Genomic DNA, 25,080 nt, shown 5'->3' on the forward strand with positions numbered 1-25,080 from the left:
CGCTTTCGCTTGCGATCAGTCCTCTGGCGCCTCAACGGTGGAATTCCGTTTCGCCTTTCCGGCCCTCAGTCGCTGGATGAAGGCATAGAGCTTGGGATTGCCCTTGATCAGCGCCTTTGTTTTCGTGGTGAGCTTCAAGGCCAGGGCCGCAAGCTGACCCTTTGCATTGATCGGCAGGACAATATCGTGGTGCACCGTCTCGATATTGCACCAGCTTCTCTTGTAATCCTGGTCACCGATACCGAAGTCGAACAGCGACTGACCATCAGCGCTCTCTTGTTCGATCATGAGCCAGAAGAGCAATTCGCCCGGACTTGCCTCGGGCAGGCAGTCGGGCTCGATCGAGCCGAACTGGCAGATCACATGATCTCCCTTGCGCGATAATCCACTGATTGCAGCGATCTGGTGCTCCCCGCCGAGATTGAGGCGCAGGGCGTGAAGCTCCAGCGGAATATTTGAACCGCCGCGATCGGCCTCCAGCAACAAGTGAAAGAATGCCTGCGTTTCGGCGGCCTGGAACACATCCGGCAGCCCCAAGGCCTCGAAGCGCTTCCGCTTTTGCTCAAAGAAGAGGTCCAGGAGAACCTGCTTTTCGATCGCTTCCTTCGGCTTGACATGCTCGAATGTCCCGACCGCCTCGATCTTGCGAAGCTGGGTCCGATATTTCTTGCGTCGACGCTTGGCATTGAGCGGCGCGATGGTCTCTTCCATCGTGGGCCGAAGTTCCAGCTGAAAAGCGTGGTTTTGATTTTCCACGCTATCGAGACCGGCAAAAGGATGCTGAACGCCGCGCCAACGGAGCGGGACATTCGAGAGCCAGATCAGATCCGCAACATCCTTGACTGCATTCCTCAGGGCCGCAGCCAGTTCTTTCCGATCCAGAGCCGCAAGCTCTCTGCGGTGCCTTGAGGCGATCAGCCCGGTGTTAATGTTGCTGAACTCGCTGCCCATGAATTGTGCCTTGCGCACGGGTCCATCCTGGCGGATTTCCAGAGGGAGCAGAAAGGCCGTTTCCTGACCCATGCAGCCTTCAAGAATGGCAACTGGTCGATGATGCGTAAATTCCCAGGCGCGGCACCAGTCATAGCCCTGATGCAGGGAGTTGAGCGGATCGGCTTCAAGCAGTCGCCAAATTGTCTCGACCGATGCCATGTCGGAATGCAGTTTCATCGTCATCGAACCGAAACCGCCTTGCGACCGGTGATGAGTTAGGTTTCCCGCGTCATCGGATTGCTGCAAGGTCTCCTGCAAGCCTCACTCCTGATTCTGGATAGGTTCGTGCATGATAGACCGGCTCGGTGCAGAATGTCTCGCAAACCGCCAGCGCTTCAGCCAAAATTGAACGCAAAGATCCAGCGGAGAAGCACGGTCTGCGTCAGCGACGCTTGGGGCCCGCCATCCATTTGATGACCAGCATTGCCGGTATGACCCAAAGCAGGCCGGAAAACAGGAAGTAGAGAAGATGCACCCACCATTCAGCCTCGGCCAGTGTTGCCGTGGCAATCGCCGTTGCAGCGATGGCATAAATGGACACGATCACGATGATCGCAATGGTTCCGATGAATGAGCGCAGTGTGGGGCGCATCTGTGAGCCTCTTATTGTGCATCCCGGTTCCGCCGAACCATGGACGCGACCGCTTGCCGCAAACGAGCGGGCTTGTTTTGCACGCTATCCTGATGCAAATCAACGGTTCACAAGAGGATTGACGAATGACAACTGCCCTGACCGACAGCGAACTTGGTGTTCGCAGAGACACCGACCGTGTGGAAGCCAACCGCCGTGCGATCCGCATCTGGCTTGGCGTGGTTCTGTTCACGCTGTTCTGTCTTGTGCTTGTCGGGGGTGCGACGCGCCTGACCGATTCCGGCCTGTCGATCACGGAATGGAAGCCGATCCACGGGGTCATTCCGCCGCTGACCGTGCAGGAGTGGGAAGAAGAGCTCGAACTCTACCGACAAATCCCGGAATATCAGCAGATTAACAAGGGAATGAGCCTGGAAGAGTTCAAGGTCATCTTCTGGTGGGAATGGGGTCATCGCTTCCTGGCGCGCATCATTGGTCTCGTTTTTGCGATCCCGCTTGCCTATTTCTGGGTGACCGGGCGCATCGAAAAGCAGCTCAAACTGCCGCTCCTCGGTATCCTCGCGCTCGGTGGTCTGCAGGGCTTTATCGGTTGGTGGATGGTCTCGTCCGGGCTCACCCAGCGCGTCGATGTGTCTCAGTATCGGCTGGCCACGCATTTGCTGATGGCATGCTTCATCTTCGCAAGTTGTCTGTGGATCATGCGCGGACTGGCGAGGCATAGCGACGAGCCGGCGCCAGCCGCTTCTTCGCAGCGCTTTGCGGGTATTCTCGTGTTCCTGATCTTCTTCCAGATCTATCTTGGCGCGCTGGTGGCGGGTCTCGATGCCGGTTTCGCCTTCAATACATGGCCACTGATGGATGGAGCCTTGATCCCGGGTGACCTCTTTGCCCAGTCACCGGCCTGGCTGAACCTCTTCGAGAATCCCAAGACCGTTCAGTTTGTCCACCGCATCGGGGCCTATGTCCTCTTGGCAGCCGTGCTCTACCATATGATCCATTCGCTGCGGGCCGGCGCGAAGACAACGCATGCCCGCCGCAGTGTCGTACTCTTCGTTTTGGTCTGCGTTCAGGCGATGATCGGTATCATTACGCTGGTCATGCAGGTTCCGATCTTCTGGGGCGTTGTGCATCAGGGTGCGGCGCTTGTCGTGCTGGGCTTCGCCATTGCGCACTGGCGCGGGTTCTATGGCGAAATCCCGCCACAGCCCGACTCGATCCGGGCCTGAGCAGGACTATGCGAATCGGAAACCGGAATAGGGTTTGCCGAGAAACTCGGTCTTGAAGATACATCTGCCGGCATCTGGGCCGGCAGCGCCTACCGCGACAAACAGCGGTGCAAGATGATCATGGTCGGGCACGTGGCAGGCAAGCGCATCGGGATTCTGATCCCAAGAGGCCAAAGCTGCAGCGCGCGCATTCACGTCCTCGGTCTCGACAGCCTCGGTCAGCCAGTTATCGAAACGGATGGCCTGCCCGATATGGGCAGGCTCGGCCCGGCGAAACTGCGGCATGTTGTGATAGGTCATGCCGGACGCGATGATAAGCACCTCTTCATCGCGCAGAGGTTCAAGTGCCCGGCCAATTGCTAGATGGCTTTCGGCATCCAGCGTATTCTTTAGCGAAATCATGGTAATCGGCACATCCGCATCCGGATAGATCAACATCAGCGGCACGAAGACGCCATGGTCAAACCCTCGCTGTGCATCTTCCGCGCTCTCAATACCGGCGTCTTGAAGGAGTTCTCGGGCGCGTGCCGCCAGAGCCAGAGAGTTCGGCGCCGGATAGGAAAGCTCATAGGTGTGGGTAGGGAAGTTGTAATAATCAAAGAGCATGGGCGGTCTGGGCGCAGTACTGACCGTCGGAACTGCCTCCTTCTCCCAATGACCCGAGACGATCAGAACAGCCTTCGGCCTTCGACCGATCTCCCCATCCAGCCCCCGAAGAAACGCTCCAAGCTCATCCCAGGGCCCCTTGCCCTCAGCATTCTTCGGAAAATCCATGAACGGCCATGGGCCTCCACCGTGAGGGATGAAGTAGACGGGGAAACGAGCTGCCATGGTTGCACCTTTCAAGTTTGGCGCACCATAACAACAGCCTGCGGGACTGGCGATCCAGCGTGCAAAAGACAATTCGTCAAGGAACAGTGAACAGCGCGTAACGGGCCGCCGGATGGCCGGATGAACTCACGCCGACAGCATCAGGTCCATGTTCTGCACGGCCGCTCCCGACGCACCCTTGCCGAGGTTGTCGAGGAGGGCGACCAGATTGACATGCGCGCCACCCGGCGTGCCGAAGACGAAGAGCTTCATCGTGTCCTGGCCCGCCAGTTCCTCAGCATCAATCCGCGGCAGCTTGGCGCTTTCGGCCAGCGGAACGACGCTGACAATGTCCTGGCCGGCATAATGAGCGACGAGTGCCGCATGGATGCTCTCGACCGTCGCGCCGCCGCCGATATCCTCCAGGAAGAGCGGCACCTGAACGATCATGCCTTGCGGGAAGCGACCGACGGAAGGAGCAAAGAGTGGCGCACGATCGAGCAGGCCATGGGTCTGCATTTCCGGCACATGCTTATGCTTCATCGTCAGGCCGTAGAGGAAGTTGTTTGCGGCCAGATGTTCGGGATGGGTCTTGTCCTCCATCTGCGCAATCAGCTGCTTGCCACCGCCGGTATAGCCGGAGACAGCATTGACCGACACCGGATAGCCATCCGGCAGAATGCCGGCGGCACGCAGCGGCCGGATGAGGCCGATCGCACCGGTCGGATAGCAGCCCGGATTGGAGACGTAGCGTGCGGACCGAATCTTCGCCTTCTGCGCCTTGTCCATTTCGGCAAAACCATAGGCCCAGTCCGGATGCACCCGGAATGCCGTGGAGGCATCCAGCAGGCGGACATTGTTGTTCGCTGCCGTCATCTCATAGGCCTGCTTCGACGCATCGTCCGGCAGGCAGAGAATGGCGATATCGGCGCTGTTGAGCATGTCCTCGCGCATCTTCTCATTCCGCCGCTCCGCTTCCGGGATCGACAGCAGTTCAAGATCACGGCGATCAGCCAGGCGCGTGCGGATCTGCAGACCCGTGGTGCCGTGTTCGCCGTCGATGAAGATCTTCGCTGCCATTTGTCTAGTCCCGTCAGTGATTTGGATGAGAATGCGGAATCTGTTTGTGAATGTGGAGGGTGAATGTGTCAGGCGCGTGTTGCAAGTTTTTCCGCGCGTAAGCCCAGCATATACATAGCAACGGTTGCCCCGGCAATGGCGGTGATATCGGCGTGGTCATAGGCCGGCGCGACCTCGACGATGTCGGAGCCCCGGATGTCGAGGGCCCCCAACTTGCGCAGCACCGACAGCATCTTGGCCGACGAAGGTCCGCCCGCGACGGGTGTGCCGGTGCCGGGGGCATAGGCCGGGTCCAGGCAATCGATGTCGAATGTCAGATAGGTTGGGGCGGTGCCGACATGCGAGAGGATCGCGTCAGCGATGGCCTGAGCGCCCATGTCCTCGACCTCGTAGCCTGGGATGATATTGATGCTGAAATCCTCCGGCGCTTCCGTGCGGATGCCGATCTGGATCGATCTGGTCGGGTCGATGACACCTTCGCGCACGGCGCGGCCGACGAAGGAGCCATGGTCGATCCGCTGGCCGTCATCGTCCCATGTGTCCTGATGCGCATCGAAATGCACGAGCGCCAGCGGCCCATGCTTCGCCGCATGGGCCTTGAGCAGCGGCCAGGTGACGAAGTGGTCGCCGCCGAGACCGAGCAGATAGGCGCCCGATGCGATAATCCGGGCTGCTTCCTGTTCGATCAGGGCAGGGGTGTTTTGATGATTACCGTAGTCGAGCAGCACATCGCCATAGTCGATGACGGCCATCTGCTCGAAGAGGTCGCGGGCAAAGGGATATTGCGGGTCGTTGTCGAAGATCGCCGAGGCGCGCCGGATCGCCTGCGGCCCGAAACGGGCGCCGGGCCGGTTGGAGACGGCGGCGTCGAAGGGAATGCCGAGTACGACCGCATCGACGTCGGTCAGATCCTTGGAGTACTTGCGCCGCATGAAGGAGAGCACGCCGGCATAGGTCGGGTCCGACGCGGCGCCACGGATGGCCTTGGCGGTAAAGGCGTTATCGATCGATTTGCTGGCCATGATGCCCCCTCAGTCTTCTCTTTTGATGTCATAGGCCCGTTCGACCTTGGCCACGATCACCCGATAGTCTTCATACCACCGTTCGCGCCCAAGTCTCTGGGCTGCCTGATGCGAAACAACAGCCTTCCAGGCGAGGATACTGGCCTCATCTGTCCAATAGGAGTTGGTGATCCCGAACCCATCCGCACCGCGCACGCTCTCCATGCCCAGAAATCCGGGTTGCTGTTTCGCCAGTGCGACCATGCTTTCGGCCATGGCGCCATAGCCATCGTCGCCGGCGGTTCGCTGCGATGAAAAACAGACAACGAAACAAGGAGGCTCGGGAAGCTTGGTGATTTCGGATGCCATGCTCGGAACCGCAAAATGTGGAGAGTCTGAAAACGAAAAAAGGCGGAGCCGAAGCCCCGCCTGATTTCCGTCTCCGGTAATCCAGCGATTAACGCTTGGAGAACTGGAACGAACGGCGGGCCTTGGCCTTACCGTACTTCTTACGCTCGACCACACGGCTGTCGCGGGTCAGGAAGCCACCCTTCTTCAGAACCGAGCGCAGGCCCGGCTCGAAGTAGGTCATGGCCTTGGACAGACCGTGACGAACGGCACCAGCCTGACCGGACAGACCACCGCCGTGAACGGTAGCGACGATGTCGAACTGACCATCGCGAGCCGCTGCAACGATCGGCTGCTGCAGGATCATCTGCAGGACCGGACGGGCGAAGTAGGCGCGGAATTCCTTGCCGTTGATCGTGATCTTGCCGGAGCCCGGCTTGACCCAGACGCGGGCTACAGCGTTCTTGCGCTTGCCGGTGGCGTAGGAGCGACCCAGCGAGTCGACCTTACGGACGTGAGCCGGAGCTGCGTCCTGTGCCGGGGCAAGGTCCTTCAGGGAAGAAAGATCGGCCATTCTTAGGCGCTCCTTGTGTTCTTCTTGCTCAGCTTGGCGACGTCGAGAGCGACGGGCTGCTGGGCTTCATGCGGATGGGCTGCGCCGGCATAGACGCGCAGATTCTTCATCTGGCGACGGCCAAGCGGACCGCGCGGGATCATGCGCTCGACGGCCTTCTCGAGAACGCGCTCCGGGAAGCGGCCTTCGATGATCTGGCGAGCCGTACGCTCCTTGATGCCGCCCGGATAACCGGTGTGCCAGAAGTACTTCTTGTCGGTATACTTCTTGCCGGTCAGGACAACCTTCTCGGCGTTGATTACGATGACATTGTCACCATCGTCAACATGGGGGGTATAGGTGGCCTTGTGCTTGCCGCGCAGGTGCGTGGCGATGATGGTGGCGAGGCGACCAACAACGAGGCCTTCGGCGTCGATGATGATCCACTTCTTCTCCACCTCTGCAGGCTTCTGAACGAAGGTAGACATTGAGGTCTCTTTCATTGTGGTCCCGACTGGCCGATAGGGCCGTGCGGGCGTTTCTTGTTGCTTGTTTCCGGCTGCTCTGGCAGCAGAAAATATGATTGCAGCCCGGGGACTGAAATCTGCCGGGTGTATAAGGCGCCGGCTCGCCACCGTCAAGGTCGCCGGAATGGTGGGTGTCGAAAAGAAGCAAGCAAAAACAACAGCTTGAATATGTGGTAATATTTTACCGCATCGACGGCTTCCAATTTGGGCTCACTGTTTGCCTTTCTGGGGATGGAATTGACGACCGCCAAGCCGTCATTTGCACTTTTGCATGCGTTGGCAGAGAGTATCGGACAGATTGATTGTGGACGGGAGAAGGAGTGTTGCGATGGCCGAGGTTGTGAGTTTTCGCATGGATGGATCCGATCGCGGGGAGGGCCCGGTGTTGATGGAGCGGCGCGACGGCGCCTTGCGCCTCACGCTGAACTCACCTCCAACCAATTCTCTGTCCATCGCGGTCATGGAGCAGTTGCATGCTGGCCTGCGCCTGGCGGAGGAAGACGCCTCGATCAGACTCGTGGTGATTGCGTCGACCGGAAAGGTCTTTTCAGCCGGCCATGATCTCAAGGAACTGACAGCCCATCGCAGCGATGACGATGGTGGCCGCGCCTTTTATGAGCGCAGCATGCGGCTTTGTGCCGATCTGATGCTGGCGATCACGCGCCTCCCGAAGCCGGTCATCGCCGAAGTCGACGGTCTTGCAACTGCGGCAGGCTGTCAGCTGGTGGCAAGCTGCGATCTGGCGATCTGTACAGATACGGCCACATTCTGCACGCCGGGCGTCAATATCGGCCTTTTCTGCTCTACGCCAATGGTGGCCCTGTCGCGCGCGACCCATCGCAAGCAGGCCATGGAAATGCTGCTGACCGGGGAAACGATCGATGCCTCGACAGCCAAGGAATTCGGTCTCGTGAACCGGATAGTCCCCAAGCAATATCTCGATCAGGTGATCGCCAAATATGCCTCGGTGATTGCAGCCAAATCGCCTCTGACGCTGACCATCGGCAAGGAAGCCTTCTATCATCAGATCGAACTGCCGGTATCCGAAGCCTATGACTATGCCATTCGGGTCATGGTCGAAAACATGATGGCGAAGGATGCAAAAGAGGGTATCGGCGCCTTTCTGGAAAAGCGTCACCCCGTCTGGACGGGAGAGTAGTCTGAGCTCTGGTCCTGTTGCAGAACAAGATGTATCTCCTTGATCTTGGCGTGAAGCGGGGGTTTTGAGCGATCATCCTCATTTGGGCATTTTTTTGTGTCCTGCTAATGTTAGGCGGAACGTAATTAGAACATGCTGAATACATAAGAAGATTTTGCTGCTGGCTGAGGTTGATTTTTCGCTTGAAGCTGGGATTTCCATCGTAACGCTGGGCGTCGCGGATGTGGCCGTGAGCATCGCATATCACGAACGGCTGGGATGGAAACGCTCCTCAGCATCAAATGATCAGATCACCTTCATTCAGATGAAGGGTCTGGTCCTTGCCTTGTTCAGTCGAGTTGCGCTGGCAACCGATGCCGGTGTTGAAGATGGCAACTGCGGTTTTGCCGGGGTTACACTGGCTCATAATGTGCCAAGTGATCGTGGCGTGGATGCGGTGGTCAGATTTGCGCTGTCCTGTGGCGCACGGCTCGTGAGGAAACCCGAAAAGGCGAGTTGGGGTGGCTATTCGGGCTATGTGGCTGATCCCGATGGGCATCTTTGGGAAATTTCCCATAATCCCTATTTCCCCTTGGACCATCACGGACATATCGTTCTTCCCGCCTGATCGGCGTGTTTTAGAGAATTGGAAAACGGTATGTTTACGAAAACGGACTAAGGTGAGCGGTGGGACCATAGGGACGGGAATTCAGAAAGGCCCAGAAGGGTCGAAGGAGAGTTCCATGAACCATGACACCTATCTGAATTCCTACCTCGCCGACATCCTCGCGTCGGTTCGGCATGTCGCCATCCTTGGCGCATCCACCAACGATAATCGCCCCAGCCACTGGATATCAGGATTTTTGCTGGGCAAGGGATACCAGGTTTATCCCGTCAATCCAGCCCATGCCGGCGAATTCATACTGGGCCGAAAAGTTTACGCGACTTTGGCAGACATACCCCATGCAATTGACATGGTGGACGTGTTCCGCAGCCCGGACCATCTTCCCGCTATCGTTGACGAGGTGCTGGCTCTCGACCCGAAACCCGCAGCCATCTGGTGTCAGTTGGGCATTCGCGACGATGCAGCAGCATCAAGGGCGGAGGCAGCTGGCATCAAGGTTGTGATGAACCGGGCGCTGGTCAGCGAATACCCGCTGGTTTACGAGATGGCACATCGAGCCACCAGCTCACACGCGGCGTGATCGTTTTACGAGGTCAAAACGGAATGAACGGCTTCGACCGCATGAACCTGTCCTCGGGGTCGAAAGGCTGGCAATTCAGCACCGGGCATCGCGCGCTGTCCCGCGTCGGTATGTAGGCGCGGGCAGCATATTCATGAGCGGAGCACTGGGCATTGCGCGTTACATAACGATCGTAAAGCGTAAGACCCGTCACGCGCGTTGAGGGGTAGCGCAAGATCACGGCGCCTTCGTCGATTACCCGCGCTCGTGCCTCATCGCAGGTCATCTCAAGAGAGTTGTAGCGAGAAATCGCCCCAGCCGGTGTTGCTGCGGCAAGAATCGCAAGGCACGCTATGATTTTCTTCATCGATCAATCCTCCAACGGAGCTAAAGCGCCGATGCTCGGCTTCTGTTCCCCCACGGTTTTTCTCTTCCTTGCCGGATCAATTGTCATCTGGAAGAGATAGGGGCCATGATGTGCAGACAAGAAGTAGGGAGCGAGTAATGAGCAAACATGACCACTATGACGATGACTACCTCCGGGACGTCCTCAGCGCCACCCGTACAATTGCCCTGCTCGGCGCATCTCCCAAGCCGGATCGTCCCAGCTTCGGTGTCATGCGCTTTCTGCTGCAAAAGGGCTACCATGTCATTCCGGTGAATCCGGGGCAGGCTGGCAAGGAGATACTTGGGCAGAAGACCTATGCCTCGCTGGCCGACATTCCCGAAGAAATCGATATGGTCGAGGTGTTCCGCGCCCCGGAATATCTTGGTGAGGTCGTTGCCGACGTCCTGGCGCTTGAAAACAAACCCAAGGCGATCTGGGGCCAGCTGTCCGTCAGGGACGATGAGGCGGTGAAGCCCGCGGAAGCCGCTGGCATCAAGGTCGTGATGGATCGCTGCCCCGCAATCGAAATGCCGCGACTGGGTCTTTGACTACGCTTCCAGCAGCATTTCCGGACGTGCGCGCAGCGCATTGAGCGTATCGATGTTTCCGCAATAATGCTGGAACTCTGTGGCCGCATGCCCTTCGGCGAGATCCTTGCGGCACTGCGCCTTGGCGCCGCAAGTGATGCAGGTCAGTTGCATATCGCGATAGAGCCGAAGCATTCTGAATTCGACTTCGATCGGATCAATGTTGAGTGCGCGCATCATCCGGGGCATTTCATCTGCACCATGCGGACCAGCTTCGATAAAGGCGAGCAATTGCCCTCGGGATATGCCGCAATCCTCGGCAATCTGTTCCAGCTCTTGCTGGTCCAGCGCTTTCATGAGATCCGACTGAGACTTTGCTTCCCATTCGCGGGCAAACCAGCCGAGGATTGTCGAAAGGGCATGGCGAATAGGATCTGTCGCTGTGTGGGTCATCATCCGTCTCCTCTGATCATGGAGAGATTGATCCCGATGTGACTACGCCGCATTGACCTTGATCAAGTGATGGCAAGGCACGCCATGCTCACACGGCTGGCTTGTTTGGAATTTTCATGGCTGACATCGGCGTCACCGTGGCTATGATCCAGCCCGATATAAAAAGGGAGGTTTCGCCATGACCACGAACAATCCGGGCTTCGCAACGCTTGCCATCCATGCCGGCGCTCAGCCGGACCCCACGACGGGGGCGCGCATCACGCCGATCTACCAGACGACGGCCTATGTCTTCAACGACAGCGACCATGCCGCAAATCTCTTTGCGCTCAAGGAGTTCGGCAATATATACACCCGCATCATGAACCCCACCCAGGGCGTTCTGGAAGAGCGGGTCGCAGCCCTTGAAGGCGGCACGGCAGCACTTGCGGTCGCCTCCGGTCATGCCGCCCAGCTCCTCATCTTCCACACGCTGATGCAGCCCGGCGACAATTTTGTCGCCGCCAGGAAGCTCTATGGCGGCTCGATCAACCAGTTTGGCCATGCCTTCAAGAATTTCGGCTGGCAGGTGCGCTGGGCAGACCCTGCTGACCCGGAAAGCTTTGCCGCCCAGGTCGATGACAAGACCAAGGCCGTCTACATCGAAAGCCTGGCCAATCCCGGCGGCACCTTCGTCGACATAGCGGCTATCGCAGACGTCGCCCACCGCCACGGCCTGCCGCTGATCGTCGACAACACCATGGCGAGCCCTTACCTGATCCGCCCGCTGGAGCACGGCGCAGACATCATCGTGCATTCGGCCACCAAGTTCCTCGGCGGTCACGGCAACTCCATGGGCGGCATTATCGTCGATGGCGGCACCTTCGACTGGTCGGCAAAGGCCGGCCAATATCCGATGCTGTCGGAGCCGCGCCCGGAATATAACGGAGTCGTCCTGCACGAGACCTTCGGCAATATTGCCTTCGCTATCGCAACCCGTGTGCTCGGTCTGCGCGATCTCGGCCCTGCCATCGCGCCGATGAACGCCTTCCTGCTCCTGACCGGCATCGAGACGCTGCCGCTTCGAATGCAGCGTCACTGCGACAATGCGCTGAAGGTCGCGACCTGGCTGAAGAGCCATCCCAAGGTCGCCTGGGTCAATTACGCCGGCCTGGCCGATGATCCGAACAACGCGCTGCAGAAGCGCTATTCGCCGAAGGGGGCGGGCTCTGTCTTCACTTTTGGCATCAAGGGCGGACTGGAGACCGGCAAGGCGCTGGTCGGTGGACTGAAGCTCTTCTCGCACCTTGCCAATATCGGCGACACCCGTTCGCTGATTATTCACCCGGCCTCGACGACCCATGCTCAGCTTTCCGAAGAGCAGCAGATTGCTGCGGGTGCAGGGCCGGATGTCGTGCGCCTGTCGATCGGCATTGAGGATGCGGAAGACATCATCGCCGATCTTGAACAGGCGCTGGCCAACGCCTGATTGCGAAAACCCTTGCATGGACAGCTATCCGGCTGTCCATGGAACCCCGATCGCAATATCTCGTTGGAACTCTCTGACTGCAAAAGAGGAGAGTTCCAATGACATTGAAGGCTGTTGCCTTGAATGCCACGCTGAAGCGCAGCAGTGGCTCACCGTCCTCGACCGACCACATGCTCGGTCTGGTCGCAGCGGCGATGGCGGAGAAGGGCGTCGAGACGGAGACGATACGCCTTGCCGATCACGACATTCTTCCCGGCGTGACCTCGGACGAAGGGCCGGGCGATGCCTGGCCGCCCATCCGCGAAAAGATTCTCGCTGCAGATATCCTGATACTTGGAACCCCAATCTGGATGGGCCAGCCCTCCAGCGTGTGCAAGCGGGCGCTGGAGCGGATGGACGCCTTCCTGTCGGAGAAGGATGACCAAGGTCGCATGGTGTCCTATGGGCGGGTGGCCGCCGTCGCGGTGGTTGGCAATGAAGACGGGGCGCACCATGTCTCTGCCCAGCTTTACCAGGCCTTGAATGATGTCGGGTTCACCATTCCGGCCAATGCCATCGCCTATTGGGTGGGCGAGGCTATGGGCAGCACGGATTTCCGGGAGCTCGATCCCACTCCGGACAAAGTGACCAGCACAGTCGATATGGTCGCCCGCAACACGGTGCATCTCGCGCGCCTGCTGGCAGATAATCCTTATCCGTCGCAGAAATAAAGCGCGCGGCGTGGATTTTGGGCGCCGCTTGAGGCAAGACTGACGGGCCGGCATCTCAGGATGCGCGGCCCGTTTCCGATCTGTCTTCTGTCAGGAGCCTGCCATGTCCGCCGCCCTCGCTTTCGATCCGTCGACCGTCACCCCGGAAGAGGGCGCGCCGGCACCCGACCGCCTGATTTCCGGCGATCCGAGGTTTACCACCTGGAACATTGAGGAAGCGGACGGCGGCATCTATGCCGGCATCTGGCAGTCGACGCCGGGCAAGTGGCGGATCTCTTATGACGAGTGGGAGTATTTCCACATTCTCGAAGGCCACTCTGTTGTCACCGAAGACGGCGGAGAGCCGGTCCACCTGCGAAAGGGCGACCGGCTCGTCTTAAGGCCAGGATTTAAAGGAACCTGGGAAGTGATTGAAAAGACGGTAAAAGATTACGTGATTCGTCTTTAGCTGGCAGCCTTAAGCCGCTGCGCTTCAGCTTCGTGCTCTGGCACCATGGCAGCGTCTTCCGCCGAGACCTTCTGGATGCTGGCACGGCTGCCGATCCTTTCCATATAGGCCTGGAAAGCGGGTCGGGCTTCAACGAGACCGAACATCGTCGTCCAGCGCAGCGCAATGCCCCAGAGCACATCGGCCGCCGTGAAGCGCTCGCCGAGCAGGTAGGGGCCTGTTTTGAGCGCTTCTTCCAGCATGTCGATGAGCGACTCGTAGCTCGCATAGGGCGTCTCGTTCATCGATCCCGGCTCGCGCTTCATGAAGCGATCGACGACCGCCGGTTCGAAGCAGCTGCCATAGATGAAGAGCCAGCGCAGATAGGCCCCACGGTCCGGATCGGTCAGCGCAGGGGCAAGACCTGCCTCAGGGAAAAGATCCGCCAGATAGAGATAGATCGCGCCCTGTTCGGTGACCAAGGTTTCTCCGACACGCACCGCAGGCACTTTGCCGAGCGGATTGATCGCCAGATAGGCCGGCTGGCGCTGTTCGTTCGTCTTCATGTTCAGCACATGCAGATCATAGGGCACCTTCAGCTCCTCCAGCAGCACGCGCGCACCGGTGGCGCGGGTCTGGGGCGAGTAGAAGAGGGTGATCTGACGGTCTTTGCTCATTGGAAGTCTCCCATTTCAAACTGGATGCGCCGTGCGGCAACAAAAGGAGATTACGCCGCCATACCTGTCAGATTGTGTCAGGTTGGTTTAGCATGATGCGTGACAAGGAGATTTTCCGATGCGGGCGAGCCGGCTGATCAACATCCTGACGACGCTCCAGGCGAAGGGGCTGGTGACCGCCGAGGCCTTGGCCGACGAGAACGATGTTTCGGTCCGCACCATCTATCGCGACATCGATGCGCTGTCGCTTTCGGGCATCCCGGTCTATAGCGAGCGCGGCTCGGACGGCGGCTACCGGCTGCTGGACGGCTATCGCGTCCGCCTGAACGGTCTCACGCCCGCCGAGGCCGAGGCGATGTTCCTCTCCGGTATTCCCGGTGCCGCTGCCGATCTCGGCCTGGGCTCGCTGATGGCCGGCGCCCAGAAGAAGCTGACGGCGGCACTTCCCGAAGACCTGCGCGAAAGCGCGCGACGCATGCAGCAGAAATTCCATCTCGATGCCCCGGCCTGGCTCGCCGAGGGTGAGCAGCCCGTCTATCTGCAGGCCATTGCCGATGCGGTGTGGAACTCCAAGCGCATCCGCATGCGCTACCGCTCCTGGAAGGCGGAAAAGAACCGTGTGGCCGAACCGCTCGGCATCGTCATGAAGGGTGGCGCCTGGTATCTGGTCGCGCGGGTCGACGACACGCCGCGCACCTACCGCATTTCCCGTGTCCTCGACCTGATCGTCACCGAAGAGCGCTTCGACTGGCCGAAAGACTTCGATCTCGCGAACTACTGGAACGAAAACACCCGGCGCTTGGAACTCGAGCTCTACCCGAACTGGGCGACCATCCGGCTCTCGCCTTGGGGACTGAAGGAAATCGAGCACATGGCGCCGCCCTATGTGCGCGCGCATCTCGAATTCATCGGAGAGCCGGACGAGGAGGGCTGGCAGACGGTCCGCATGCCGGTTGCCCATGAGCGCATGGCCGTCTCCGAAATGCTGAAGCTCGCAACGGAGGTCGAGGTCATCGACCCGCCGGAGCTCAAGCATGCCATGCGGCGGGCCGTTGAAACCCTGGTGGCCCGCTACGCCGAACCGGCTGCCCTCACCAAGTGAGATCCAGCCGTTCCAGTCCGTGGAAGTGGTAGACGTCCTTGACGGTGGGCGTCACTGCCATCTTCAGCCCCGGCAGCCGCTTGAAGAGCAACGGCAGCACGATGTTGAGCTCCAGCCTTGCGAGCGGCGCGCCGATGCAGAAATGAATGCCGGCGCCGAAGGAGAGGTTGGCTCCGTCGTCGCGCGCCGGCTTGAAGCTCAGCGGCTCCGGGAACTTCTGCGGATCGAGATTGGCAGCCGCCAGGATCAGGCTCACCTTGTCGCCACGCTGAAAGCTGACGCCATCGATTTCGCAGGGCTCCAGGCACCAGCGCTGGAAGATATGCACCGGCGCGCAGATCCTGAGCGTCTCCTCAACGGTGCGCTCGGCCGTTTTCTCGTCGTTGAACAGCGTTGCCGGATCGATCCCGCTGTCCAGTATGACCCGCACGGAATTGCCGATCTGGTGCACCGTTGCTTCATGTCCGGCATTGAGAAGCACGATGGTCGTCGAGATCAGCTCGTCCTCGGTGAGGAACTGGCCCTTGTGCTCGGTATGGATCATGTGGCTCAGGAGATCGTCGCGTGGCTCGGCGCGACGCTCCGCAATCACTTCGCGCACATAGTCGGCAAATTCCTTTGCCGAGCGGTCGGCGGCCTCTTCATCGGCGCGCGTCCGCTTGAACATATACATGCCGACATAGTCGTGACTCCATTTGAGGAGCTGCGGTCCCATCTCCTCGGGGATGCCGATCATCCGGGCAATCATCGTCACCGGAATGATGTCGGCAAAGGTCGAGAGGAGCTCGGTCTTGCCGTCCTGTTCGAAGCCGTCGATCAGCCGGTTCGCGAGCGCCTCGATCTCGCCCGTCATCTTCTCGACATGGCGGGAAACGAAGGCGCGGTTGACGAGAGTCCGCAGCCGGGTGTGTTCCGGCGGCTCGATCTCGAGCAGCGAATGCTCCTCGGCCTTGCCAAAATGCCGGGTATGGGCGGCAGGCTCGGGCAGGCCGAGCTCCTCGCGCGTCGCGACATGCAGGATCTGTCGGCCGAAGCGGCGGTCACGCAAGAGCGCGTTTACGTGGTCATAGCCGGTAAAGAACCACTGCTTCTGCTCCTCCCAGTAGAAGGTCGGGCAGGCCGCATGCAGGGCCGCATAGGTGTGGTTCGGATCGCTGTAGAAGGCAGGGTCGCGGGCGTTGAGCGAGACGCGGCGCGTGGCGGGGTCGATGGAGAGAAAAGGAAGGTCAGTCATTGCCTTCCTTTAGCGCTGACATAGAAGCTTGGCAATCTGGTCGGACTGCCAGCCTCTACGTGTTGCGCGAATGATTGAGATTCGGTGCCGCAGCTGCGAGGCGGCGAAGGATGGCAACCTGGCGATCAGCCTGGTCATCCAAGGCATCGGGTCGGGCCGAGGGGACCTGCAGGATCCGTTCGCCTGTCGAAACTGCAGTCCGATTGCGACCCTGCGTTTTTGCCTTGTAGAGCGCCCGATCAGCACTGGTCATCAGCTTGTCGAGATCGGCATCAGCCCGCGGCATGACCGCGATGCCAATGCTGGTTGTCACCACCAGCTCTCGATCCTCAAGATCTATGCCACGATCAGCCAATGCTTGGCGAACCGTTTCGGCAATCAAGGCCGCATCACGCGCTTCGGTGACCGGTATTGCAGCAGCAAATTCCTCGCCGCCCGTACGCCCGAAAGCCGCCACATCCGGCAGAAGCGCTCTGCCGATTCTGGCAAAATGCTGCAGAACACCGTCCCCAGTCCCATGGCCATGAGTGTCATTGATCGACTTGAAGTGATCAAGATCGAAGAGGAGCAGGGCGATGCTGGAGGTGCCGGGACGGGATCGCAAACTCTCGAACGCCTCGATGAAGCCGCGTCGATTCAAAAGGCCCGTCAGCGGATCGGTGCGAACCAGGACCTGCAACTGCTCTTGCGACCGGTCCATCAGCATACGCAAAATGATCGTTATGGCCGCGACGAAACAAATAAAGCCGGAGATGGCAATGGGCGTGCCGATGTTCACGTCTGCAAAGCTGTCTGGGCGCAACTGGACCGAAGTCATCGCAAAACCTAGACAGGCGATGGCCTGGCAACCCCAGACAGCGGCAAGAGACCTTCGATAAAACGAAGAGCTGACCGATAAGCGAAGCGCGACCGAGGCCAGCAGGCAGAAGCCGAACGCGCTTGCGAAATGATAGACTCCCATGCGCAGGCCCATGTCGCCGGCGATTGCAGGGATCAGATTCGCGGCGATCCACAGTGTGGACGGCATCAGTCCCACCGATGAAGGCTTGCGGTCGCCCATCAAGAGCATGCCATTGATCCAGCAGGAAAACGCCAGTAGCGAGATGAGATTACCGATCTGGATCGAAAGAAAATCGGCAATGTCCTCGCGCAGCACCACGAGGCTCAGCCCAATGCTGTGGACAGCGAAGCCGAGCGCGAACCAGAGATAATGTCGTTGGGTCCGATCCCGGCTCCAGATTGCGCCGAGCAGAATCGCAAAGGTCGCAGCCTGGGTGATCCACAGCAGGAAGCCCGTCTTAACATCAATCAAAGTCATCTACCTTAAGTGGTTTCGGTCATAGAAATATCATTCTCGCCCGTCGGGGTTAAGTAGGTCCCGGTGAAAAACGGTTCCGGCATGGCGGTAGAATGGAATGTGCGTGAAGAAGGAATTACCATCAATTCACCATGTTAGCTTATTCTTGTGAAGCCGGGTTCATTTGGGGGGAGTCCAAATGACATCGGGGTTCGAATCCTTTAACTCTCACCCATCTTGCAGCCGGCAGCATTAAGGATATCGCAGGCTCCTGACTTGAATGTAAGGGTGCGGACACTCTATGTAGGGATTGACAGAGTTTACGTGATTCCCACCGACTGGCCTGGGACGAGGCTGACAAAAGGACCGACATGAAGAACCCCGTAGATACCGCCCTTGCTCTGGTGCCAATGGTTGTGGAGCAGACCAATCGCGGTGAGCGCTCTTATGACATCTTCTCGCGCCTCTTGAAGGAGCGGATCATTTTCCTCACCGGTCCGGTGGAAGATACGATGGCGTCTCTGGTTTGCGCCCAGCTTCTGTTTCTTGAAGCGGAAAACCCGAAGAAGGAAATCGCGCTCTACATCAACTCTCCGGGCGGTATCGTGACCGCCGGCATGGCAATCTACGACACGATGCAGTTCATCCGTCCTGCCGTCTCCACGCTTTGCGTTGGCCAGGCCGCTTCGATGGGTTCTCTGCTGCTTGCCGCTGGTGAGAAGGGTATGCGCTTTGCCACGCCCAATGCCCGGATCATGGTGCATCAGCCATCGGGTGGTTTCCAGGGGCAGGCTTCTGATATCGAGCGCCATGCGCGCGACATCATCAAGATGAAGCGCCGCCTGAACGAGGTTTATGTCAAGCATACGGGACGGACGCTGGAAGAGGTTGAGACGACTTTGGATCGTGACCACTTCATGGAGGCGAGCGAAGCGAAGGATTGGGGTCTGATTGACCGTATCCTCACGTCGCGTGCTGAGATTGAAGGGGCTACCGGCAACTGATGGGCCGTCTCTGCCCTTTTTGCGCCTTCATGTGGCGCCAGAGGAAGTGAACGATCAAGGGGTTTAAAGTCGCCGCGAAAGCGCTAATAGTATGAATTAGGGCTATGTTTAAATTTTATGACATAGTTTGCCGGGAGGAGGGGTTTCCGTTGCCGTCGCTTCAAGCTGTTTGGATCGACATGTACCCCTAAGATCGGAAGGGCTTCCGGCCATCGGCGGCGGTTGGAACCCACTGTGTGAGTGATCGCCCTGCCGCAAATGCGGTGGCGCGGCGTGCTGGAAGGATAAAGACATGAGCAAAGTCAGCGGAAGCAACGGCGGTGACTCCAAGAATACCCTTTATTGTTCCTTCTGCGGCAAGAGCCAGCACGAGGTCCGCAAGCTGATTGCTGGACCGACGGTGTTCATCTGTGATGAATGCGTCGAACTCTGCATGGATATCATCCGCGAGGAGAACAAGTCTTCGATGGTCAAGTCCCGTGATGGCGTTCCAACGCCGCAGGACATCATCAAGATCCTCGACGAATACGTCATCGGTCAGAAGCAGGCGAAAAAGATCCTGTCTGTGGCGGTGCACAACCACTACAAGCGTCTGTCGCACGCCTCCAAGGGCGGCGATGTGGAGCTTGCGAAGTCGAATATCCTGCTCGTCGGTCCGACCGGTTGTGGCAAGACCTATCTGGCCCAGACGCTGGCGCGCATCATCGATGTGCCCTTCACCATGGCGGATGCGACAACGCTGACCGAAGCGGGCTATGTCGGTGAAGACGTCGAAAACATCATTCTGAAGCTCCTCCAGGCTGCAGACTATAATGTCGAGCGTGCCCAGCGCGGCATCGTCTACATCGACGAAGTCGACAAGATCTCCCGCAAGTCGGACAACCCCTCGATCACCCGCGACGTGTCGGGCGAGGGCGTTCAGCAGGCACTGTTGAAGATCATGGAAGGCACGGTTGCCTCGGTTCCGCCGCAGGGTGGCCGCAAGCATCCGCAGCAGGAATTCCTGCAGGTCGATACGACGAACATCCTGTTCATCTGCGGTGGCGCCTTTGCCGGCCTCGACAAGATCATTTCTGACCGTGGTGAAAAGACATCAATCGGCTTCGGCGCGACGGTCGCCTCGCCGGAAGATCGTCGCGTGGGCGAGGTTCTGCGCGAACTGGAACCCGAGGACCTGGTCAAGTTCGGCCTGATCCCGGAGTTCATCGGTCGTCTGCCGGTGCTGGCGACACTCGAGGATCTCGATGAGGATGCGCTGATCCAGATCCTGTCCGAGCCGAAGAACGCGCTCGTGAAGCAGTACCAGCGTCTGTTCGAGATGGAAGACGTCGAACTGACCTTCCACGAGGACGCCCTTCGCGAGATCGCCCGCAAGGCGATTGTCAGAAAGACTGGGGCTCGCGGCCTGCGGTCGATCATGGAAAAGATCCTTCTCGATACCATGTTCGAGCTTCCGGAACTGGAAGGCGTGCGTGAAGTGGTCATTTCGGAAGAAGTCGCGCGCGGTTCTGCTCGCCCGCTATACATCTATTCTGACCGCCAGGAAGAAAAGGCCAACGCCTCCGCCTGATCAGGTACCGCAATGCTTTAAGAGCCCGGCCACTGTGCCGGGCTTTGTCGTTTTACGGTGTTTTTTGGGTCCGAAGACCTTTTGAGCTTGTAACATGGTTGCCACGAATCGCGGTTGGGCTAGAAAAGAACTGTTGTTGCATGACCGGAGTCCTGATCCGGTCAGGGCTATGGTGGAAGATGTCCCGGCGTTTTTGGGATCGGTGGCGAGTTTTGTCGACATGATGGGGCAAACGCTCCGCATGGTTCGGGCCAGCCAGCGAGCGTAGCCTCTGCCTGGATGGCTTGTCATGCAGAGTTCACATTTGTCGCCGGCGCGTGCGTGCAGGCTTGAATAAAAGGTTTCGCCACTCCACTTGTTGGAGGAGCAAGAAATATGCCCGTTGCCTTAAAGGGCGGGCATTTCTCCCGGTTCCGGCTGGGATGTTTGAAAGGAAGTGAAATGTCGAAAACGTCTGCAGCACATGAGAGCGCTACCTATCCGGTATTGCCTCTGCGCGACATCGTGGTGTTCCCCCACATGATCGTGCCGTTGTTTGTCGGGCGCGAGAAGTCCATCCGCGCTCTGGAAGAGGTGATGGGCACCGACAAGCAGATCATGCTGGCAACCCAGATCAACGCCAGCGATGACGATCCGGCCCCCTCTGCAATCTATGAAGTCGGCACCGTTGCCAATGTACTTCAGCTTTTGAAGCTGCCCGATGGCACGGTAAAGGTGCTGATCGAGGGCCGCGCCCGTGCGCGCATCGAGAGCTACACCGATCGCCAGGACTATTATGAAGCCAAGGCCGTCACACTGGCCGAGCCTGACGAGGACGCCGTTGAGATTGAGGCCCTGTCGCGCTCCGTAGTCTCCGAGTTTGAGAACTATGTGAAGCTCAACAAGAAGATCTCGCCTGAAGTCGTCGGTGCGGCAAGCCAGATCGAGGATTATTCGAAGCTCGCGGACACCGTGGCGTCCCATCTTTCCATCAAGATCACCGAAAAACAGGAAATGCTGGAAACGGTGAGCGTGAAGACCCGGCTCGAAAAGGCCCTGGGTTTCATGGAAGGCGAGATCTCGGTTCTGCAGGTCGAAAAGCGTATTCGCTCGCGCGTCAAGCGCCAGATGGAGAAGACCCAGCGCGAGTATTATCTCAACGAACAGATGAAGGCGATCCAGAAGGAACTCGGCGACGGCGAGGATGGCCGCGACGAGATGGCTGAACTGGAAGATCGGATCTCCAAGACCAAGCTGTCCAAGGAAGCCAAGGAAAAGGCAGAGGCCGAACTCAAGAAACTGCGCAACATGAGCCCTATGTCGGCGGAAGCAACCGTCGTGCGCAACTATCTTGACTGGCTCCTGGGTCTGCCATGGAACAAGAAATCCAAGGTCAAGATCGACCTGAACGCAGCCGAAAAGATCCTCGATGAGGACCATTTCGGCCTCGACAAGGTCAAGGAGCGCATCGTCGAATACCTCGCGGTTCAGGCGCGTGCGACCAAGTTGAAGGGGCCGATCCTCTGCCTCGTCGGCCCTCCGGGCGTGGGCAAGACCTCGCTTGCGAAGTCGATCGCGAAGGCGACCGGTCGCGAATATGTGCGCATGGCCTTGGGTGGCGTCCGTGACGAAGCGGAAATCCGCGGTCACCGCCGTACCTATATCGGCTCGATGCCTGGCAAAATCGTCCAGTCGATGAAGAAGGCGAAGAAGTCTAACCCGCTCTTCCTGCTCGACGAAATCGACAAGATGGGCATGGATTTCCGTGGCGATCCATCGTCGGCTCTGCTCGAAGTGCTGGATCCGGAACAGAACTCGACCTTCATGGACCACTATCTCGAAGTGGAATATGACCTGTCGAACGTGATGTTCGTGACGACCGCGAATACGCTGAACATCCCTGGTCCGCTGATGGACCGCATGGAGATCATCCGCATCGCCGGCTACACGGAAGATGAGAAGCTGGAGATCGCAAAGCGTCACCTGTTGCCCAAGGCAATCAAGGAACATGCCCTGCGTCCGGAGGAATTCTCCGTGACGGATGGCGCAATCCTTGCCGTCATCCAGCAATATACCCGTGAAGCTGGCGTTCGCTCCTTCGAGCGCGAGCTGATGAAGCTTGCCCGCAAGGCGGTGACCGAGATCATCAAGGGCAAGGTCAAGTCCGTCGCCGTCACGGCCGAGAACATCAACGAGTTCCTCGGAGTGCCGCGTTTCCGCCATGGCGAAGCCGAAGGCGAGGATCAGATCGGTGTCGTGACAGGTCTTGCCTGGACGGAAGTTGGCGGCGAATTGCTGACGATCGAAGGCGTGATGATGCCCGGCAAGGGCCGCATGACGGTCACCGGCAACCTGAAGGACGTGATGAAGGAATCGATTTCGGCTGCGGCATCCTATGTCCGTTCGCGCGCCGTCGATTTCGGTGTCGAGCCGCCGCGCTTCGACAAGTCCGACATCCACGTCCACGTTCCGGAAGGTGCAACGCCGAAGGATGGACCCTCTGCCGGTATCGCCATGGCCACGGCCATTGTCTCCATCATGACCGGTATTCCGGTCTCGAAGGATATCGCAATGACGGGTGAGGTGACCCTGCGCGGTCGCGTTCTGCCGATCGGCGGGTTGAAGGAGAAGCTGCTGGCGGCGCTCCGTGGTGGCATCAAGAAAGTTCTGATCCCGGAGGAAAATGCCAAGGACCTGGCAGACATTCCGGACAACGTGAAGAACAATCTCGAGATCGTCCCCGTCTCGCGCATGGGTGAGGTTATCAAGCACGCCTTGATCCGTCAGCCGGAGCCGATCGAGTGGCATGGGACGGTCGAAACGCCAGCCATCGGCACGGTTGACAGCGTGGATGATTCCGGTGTTGCTGTCGCGCATTGACCGTTTTTGAGAGACCGGTACGACCTAAAGTCTGAAACGATTGAATTAGGCCAGCCTTTTCGCTGGCCTTTTTTGTGAAAACTCGCTGAAACAGCTTGTTTTCCGGGCATTTCGGGTGCTTTTGAGTTGCCTAGGGCAGAAGCTTACGTATTCTCCGCCCGACTTACATATTTGAGTCGTTTCATGCCAATCAGAAAGGGTGGAAACATGAACAAGAACGAACTCGTATCCGCGGTCGCCGAGAAGGCCGGCCTCACCAAGGCCGACGCAGCGTCCGCCGTCGACGCCGTTTTTGAAACGGTACAGGCCGAACTGAAGAACGGCGGCGACGTCCGTCTCGCCGGCTTTGGCGCCTTCACCGTTGCCCGTCGCGAAGCCTCCAAGGGCCGCAACCCGTCCACCGGTGCAGAAGTTGACATTCCGGCCCGCAACGTGCCGAAGTTCACGGCCGGCAAGGGTCTGAAGGACGCCTGCAACAGCTAAGTTGATTGGTCACCGCTCGTTCCGAGACCAAGCGGTTCCGATTGCGATCAAGCCCGGTTCTGCCGGGCTTTTTTGTTGCCTTGCGCAAGCGCGCGCTCTGGCTTATCGGTGGGCCGCCGGTAATCCGGCATTCGTTCTCAGGGCGGGGTGAAAGTCCCCACCGGCGGTAGGAGGTCATGCCTCGAGCCCGCGAGCGCCCGATGGCAGCAGTTTGCCTTCGGGGTCAGCAGATCCGGTCAGATGCCGGAGCCGACGGTGATAGTCCGGATGATAGAGAATGAGGTGACTGAACCTGCGCCGCCATGCGGGGCAGGGGATAGTATCGTTGAAGCATGCACCCTTTCCGGGTGTGAGCACGCTTGTGCTGTCTGTCTCGATGATCCCTCATGCGTCCTGATTTGTGTTGGTCCTTTGATGAAGGAAAAAAGACATGAATCAGCGTTCCTTGTCGCTAAGCCGCTCCCATGCTGTTGTTGGAGCATTCTTCATGGTCATGGCGGGGATAGCCTTCGCCTGGCTTAATGTCGCAACCCAGTGGCTGGCCATGGTGTTGCATTTTCCGGCGGCTTCCACCGCGTTCTGGCAATATGGCTTTGCGCTCGTGCTGTCCCTGCCTTTGCTGGCCCGGCTTGGACTTCGAGCCATGCGGACAAAGTATCCGGGCCGCCATGCCTTGAGAGTACTTCTGGCGGCCCTTGGGGTGCAGGCCTGGATCATGGGGCTGGCCTCGGTGCCCATCTGGCAGGCTATTGCGCTGGTGATGACGTCACCCTTCTTCATCATTATCGGGGCGCGCATGTTTCTCGGCGAAAACGTCGGGCCGGAGCGCTGGCTCGCAACGGCCCTTGGTTTTGTCGGCGCCATGATCATTCTGGAGCCCTGGTCCGACAGTTTTTCGATGGCGGCGCTGCTTCCTATCCTCTCGGCAATCCTATGGGGTGGTTCTTCGCTCCTGATGAAAAGCCTGACCGCTCACGAATCTCCGGAGACAATAACGGTGTGGCTGCTGGTGCTGTTGACCCCCATCAATCTGGGTCTGGCCGTATCGACCGGTTTTGCTGTCCCCGAAGGCATCGCCCTCTGGTTGCTCCTGGCGGCGGGTGCGCTAACTGCCCTGGGGCAGTATCTTCTGACTTTGGCTTATGATGCTGCAGATGCCGCATATGTGCAGCCATTTGACGACCTGAAGCTGCCCTTGAATGTCTTCGCCGGCTGGCTGGTCTTCGGCTATGCGCCGAGCGGCTATCTCTGGCTTGGCGCCTTGTTGATTCTGGCTGCTTCGCTCTTCCTGATGTGGCGCGAAGCAGGGCGTGAAAGATCAGCCGGCTAGGGACTACGCCCAGGAAAGGTCAGGCCCGCAGAAAGTTCATGCGGGTCTGTCATCCCAGTGTCATGTCGCTCACCCAAAACCCTCCTGTTCCATGAGTGGACC

At 58.9% G+C, this 25,080-nt stretch carries 27 protein-coding genes and 1 riboswitch; of the genes, 14 read left to right on the forward strand and 13 right to left on the reverse strand.

The window, feature by feature from the left end; all coding sequences use genetic code 11:
- Positions 1–15 precede the first annotated feature (15 nt).
- Positions 16–1,176, reverse strand: coding sequence for a GNAT family N-acetyltransferase (locus FE840_RS11280; protein ID WP_138289097.1), 1,161 nt, complete (start codon positions 1,174–1,176; stop codon positions 16–18).
- A gap of 199 nt (positions 1,177–1,375) precedes the next feature.
- A complete protein-coding gene (locus tag FE840_RS11285) occupies positions 1,376–1,585 on the reverse strand; it encodes a DUF2842 domain-containing protein (RefSeq protein ID WP_138289098.1) in 210 nt (69 codons plus the stop codon).
- Positions 1,586–1,710: 125 nt separating this feature from the next.
- Here FE840_RS11285 and FE840_RS11290 point away from each other — a divergent pair, with 125 nt between their 5' ends.
- On the forward strand, positions 1,711–2,811 hold the full coding sequence (locus FE840_RS11290) for a COX15/CtaA family protein (protein WP_138289099.1): 1,101 nt from the start codon (positions 1,711–1,713) through the stop codon (positions 2,809–2,811).
- A 6-nt stretch (positions 2,812–2,817) separates the two neighbouring features.
- Here the strand turns inward: FE840_RS11290 and FE840_RS11295 are convergent, their stop codons facing one another.
- The 6 genes from FE840_RS11295 to rplM form a co-directional block, all read right to left on the reverse strand.
- A complete protein-coding gene (locus tag FE840_RS11295) occupies positions 2,818–3,642 on the reverse strand; it encodes a DODA-type extradiol aromatic ring-opening family dioxygenase (RefSeq protein WP_138289100.1) in 825 nt (274 codons plus the stop codon).
- Between the two features lie 126 nt (positions 3,643–3,768).
- Complete coding sequence (gene argC / locus FE840_RS11300) at positions 3,769–4,701, reverse strand: N-acetyl-gamma-glutamyl-phosphate reductase (RefSeq protein ID WP_138289101.1); 933 nt, start codon at positions 4,699–4,701, stop codon at positions 3,769–3,771.
- Between the two features lie 68 nt (positions 4,702–4,769).
- Positions 4,770–5,723 (reverse strand): agmatinase, encoded by a 954-nt coding sequence (speB, locus tag FE840_RS11305; RefSeq protein WP_138289102.1) that lies wholly within the window; start codon positions 5,721–5,723, stop codon positions 4,770–4,772.
- Positions 5,724–5,732: 9 nt separating this feature from the next.
- On the reverse strand, positions 5,733–6,071 hold the full coding sequence (locus tag FE840_RS11310) for an antibiotic biosynthesis monooxygenase family protein (RefSeq protein WP_138289103.1): 339 nt from the start codon (positions 6,069–6,071) through the stop codon (positions 5,733–5,735).
- Positions 6,072–6,159: 88 nt separating this feature from the next.
- Positions 6,160–6,624 (reverse strand): 30S ribosomal protein S9, encoded by a 465-nt coding sequence (gene rpsI / locus FE840_RS11315; RefSeq protein ID WP_138289104.1) that lies wholly within the window; start codon positions 6,622–6,624, stop codon positions 6,160–6,162.
- Positions 6,625–6,626: 2 nt separating this feature from the next.
- The gene (gene rplM, locus FE840_RS11320; protein WP_138289105.1) at positions 6,627–7,091 is read right to left on the reverse strand and encodes a 50S ribosomal protein L13; all 465 of its coding nucleotides are present in this window, start codon (positions 7,089–7,091) and stop codon (positions 6,627–6,629) included.
- Between the two features lie 367 nt (positions 7,092–7,458).
- On the opposite strand from rplM, the gene FE840_RS11325 reads away from it, so the two are divergent.
- The 3 genes from FE840_RS11325 (at position 7,459) to FE840_RS11335 (ending at position 9,473) form a co-directional block, all read left to right on the forward strand.
- The gene (locus FE840_RS11325; RefSeq protein ID WP_138289106.1) at positions 7,459–8,289 is read left to right on the forward strand and encodes an enoyl-CoA hydratase; all 831 of its coding nucleotides are present in this window, start codon (positions 7,459–7,461) and stop codon (positions 8,287–8,289) included.
- A 229-nt stretch (positions 8,290–8,518) separates the two neighbouring features.
- Complete coding sequence (locus FE840_RS11330) at positions 8,519–8,896, forward strand: VOC family protein (RefSeq protein WP_246318759.1); 378 nt, start codon at positions 8,519–8,521, stop codon at positions 8,894–8,896.
- Between the two features lie 115 nt (positions 8,897–9,011).
- Positions 9,012–9,473, forward strand: a complete 462-nt coding sequence (locus FE840_RS11335) for a CoA-binding protein (protein WP_138289107.1) — start codon at positions 9,012–9,014, stop codon at positions 9,471–9,473.
- A gap of 13 nt (positions 9,474–9,486) precedes the next feature.
- On the opposite strand, the gene FE840_RS11340 is transcribed toward FE840_RS11335, so the two are convergent.
- Positions 9,487–9,819, reverse strand: a complete 333-nt coding sequence (locus tag FE840_RS11340) for a hypothetical protein (RefSeq protein ID WP_138289108.1) — start codon at positions 9,817–9,819, stop codon at positions 9,487–9,489.
- A 137-nt stretch (positions 9,820–9,956) separates the two neighbouring features.
- Here FE840_RS11340 and FE840_RS11345 point away from each other — a divergent pair, with 137 nt between their 5' ends.
- On the forward strand, positions 9,957–10,388 hold the full coding sequence (locus FE840_RS11345; RefSeq protein WP_138289109.1) for a CoA-binding protein: 432 nt from the start codon (positions 9,957–9,959) through the stop codon (positions 10,386–10,388).
- Here the strand turns inward: FE840_RS11345 and FE840_RS11350 are convergent, their stop codons facing one another.
- The gene (locus FE840_RS11350) at positions 10,389–10,823 is read right to left on the reverse strand and encodes a DUF6455 family protein (protein ID WP_246318760.1); all 435 of its coding nucleotides are present in this window, start codon (positions 10,821–10,823) and stop codon (positions 10,389–10,391) included.
- A gap of 175 nt (positions 10,824–10,998) precedes the next feature.
- On the opposite strand from FE840_RS11350, the gene FE840_RS11355 reads away from it, so the two are divergent.
- The 3 genes from FE840_RS11355 to FE840_RS11365 all read left to right on the forward strand — a co-directional run bounded on the left by FE840_RS11355 (position 10,999) and on the right by FE840_RS11365 (position 13,443).
- Entirely contained in the window at positions 10,999–12,285 is a 1,287-nt protein-coding gene (locus FE840_RS11355; protein ID WP_138289111.1) for an O-acetylhomoserine aminocarboxypropyltransferase, read from the forward strand.
- A gap of 98 nt (positions 12,286–12,383) precedes the next feature.
- Positions 12,384–12,995, forward strand: coding sequence for a flavodoxin family protein (locus tag FE840_RS11360; protein WP_138289112.1), 612 nt, complete (start codon positions 12,384–12,386; stop codon positions 12,993–12,995).
- Between the two features lie 103 nt (positions 12,996–13,098).
- Entirely contained in the window at positions 13,099–13,443 is a 345-nt protein-coding gene (locus tag FE840_RS11365) for a cupin domain-containing protein (protein WP_138289113.1), read from the forward strand.
- Here the strand turns inward: FE840_RS11365 and FE840_RS11370 are convergent.
- Positions 13,440–14,099: a glutathione S-transferase family protein gene (locus FE840_RS11370; RefSeq protein ID WP_138289114.1), complete on the reverse strand. Its 660-nt coding sequence runs from the start codon at positions 14,097–14,099 to the stop codon at positions 13,440–13,442. The two genes, FE840_RS11365 and FE840_RS11370, sit on opposite strands and share 4 nt — an antisense overlap.
- Positions 14,100–14,217: 118 nt before the next feature.
- Between FE840_RS11370 and FE840_RS11375 the strand changes: the two genes are divergently transcribed.
- Entirely contained in the window at positions 14,218–15,201 is a 984-nt protein-coding gene (locus tag FE840_RS11375; protein WP_138289115.1) for a helix-turn-helix transcriptional regulator, read from the forward strand.
- On the opposite strand, the gene FE840_RS11380 is transcribed toward FE840_RS11375, so the two are convergent.
- Both FE840_RS11380 and FE840_RS11385 read right to left on the reverse strand, forming a co-directional pair.
- Positions 15,191–16,435 carry a cytochrome P450 gene (locus FE840_RS11380; protein WP_138289116.1) on the reverse strand — a complete coding sequence of 415 codons (1,245 nt, stop codon included), beginning with the start codon at positions 16,433–16,435 and terminating at the stop codon, positions 15,191–15,193. The genes FE840_RS11375 and FE840_RS11380 overlap by 11 nt on opposite strands.
- A 55-nt stretch (positions 16,436–16,490) precedes the next feature.
- On the reverse strand, positions 16,491–17,747 hold the full coding sequence (locus tag FE840_RS11385; protein ID WP_138289131.1) for a GGDEF domain-containing protein: 1,257 nt from the start codon (positions 17,745–17,747) through the stop codon (positions 16,491–16,493).
- 356 nt (positions 17,748–18,103) lie between these two features.
- Between FE840_RS11385 and clpP the strand changes: the two genes are divergently transcribed.
- The 5 genes from clpP to FE840_RS11410 all read left to right on the forward strand — a co-directional run bounded on the left by clpP (position 18,104) and on the right by FE840_RS11410 (position 24,978).
- Positions 18,104–18,736 carry an ATP-dependent Clp endopeptidase proteolytic subunit ClpP gene (clpP, locus tag FE840_RS11390; protein ID WP_138289117.1) on the forward strand — a complete coding sequence of 211 codons (633 nt, stop codon included), beginning with the start codon at positions 18,104–18,106 and terminating at the stop codon, positions 18,734–18,736.
- A 292-nt stretch (positions 18,737–19,028) separates the two neighbouring features.
- Positions 19,029–20,306, forward strand: a complete 1,278-nt coding sequence (gene clpX, locus FE840_RS11395; protein ID WP_138289118.1) for an ATP-dependent Clp protease ATP-binding subunit ClpX — start codon at positions 19,029–19,031, stop codon at positions 20,304–20,306.
- 441 nt (positions 20,307–20,747) lie between these two features.
- Positions 20,748–23,165 carry an endopeptidase La gene (lon, locus tag FE840_RS11400; protein ID WP_138289119.1) on the forward strand — a complete coding sequence of 806 codons (2,418 nt, stop codon included), beginning with the start codon at positions 20,748–20,750 and terminating at the stop codon, positions 23,163–23,165.
- Between the two features lie 207 nt (positions 23,166–23,372).
- Positions 23,373–23,648 (forward strand): DNA-binding protein HupB, encoded by a 276-nt coding sequence (gene hupB / locus FE840_RS11405; protein ID WP_028735988.1) that lies wholly within the window; start codon positions 23,373–23,375, stop codon positions 23,646–23,648.
- Positions 23,649–23,777: 129 nt separating this feature from the next.
- Positions 23,778–23,931: riboswitch (FMN riboswitch) on the forward strand.
- A 147-nt stretch (positions 23,932–24,078) separates the two neighbouring features.
- Positions 24,079–24,978, forward strand: a complete 900-nt coding sequence (locus FE840_RS11410; RefSeq protein WP_138289120.1) for a DMT family transporter — start codon at positions 24,079–24,081, stop codon at positions 24,976–24,978.
- Positions 24,979–25,080: the final 102 nt, after the last annotated feature.

Source organism: Peteryoungia desertarenae (genome assembly GCF_005860795.2).
GTDB lineage: Bacteria > Pseudomonadota > Alphaproteobacteria > Rhizobiales > Rhizobiaceae > Allorhizobium > Allorhizobium desertarenae.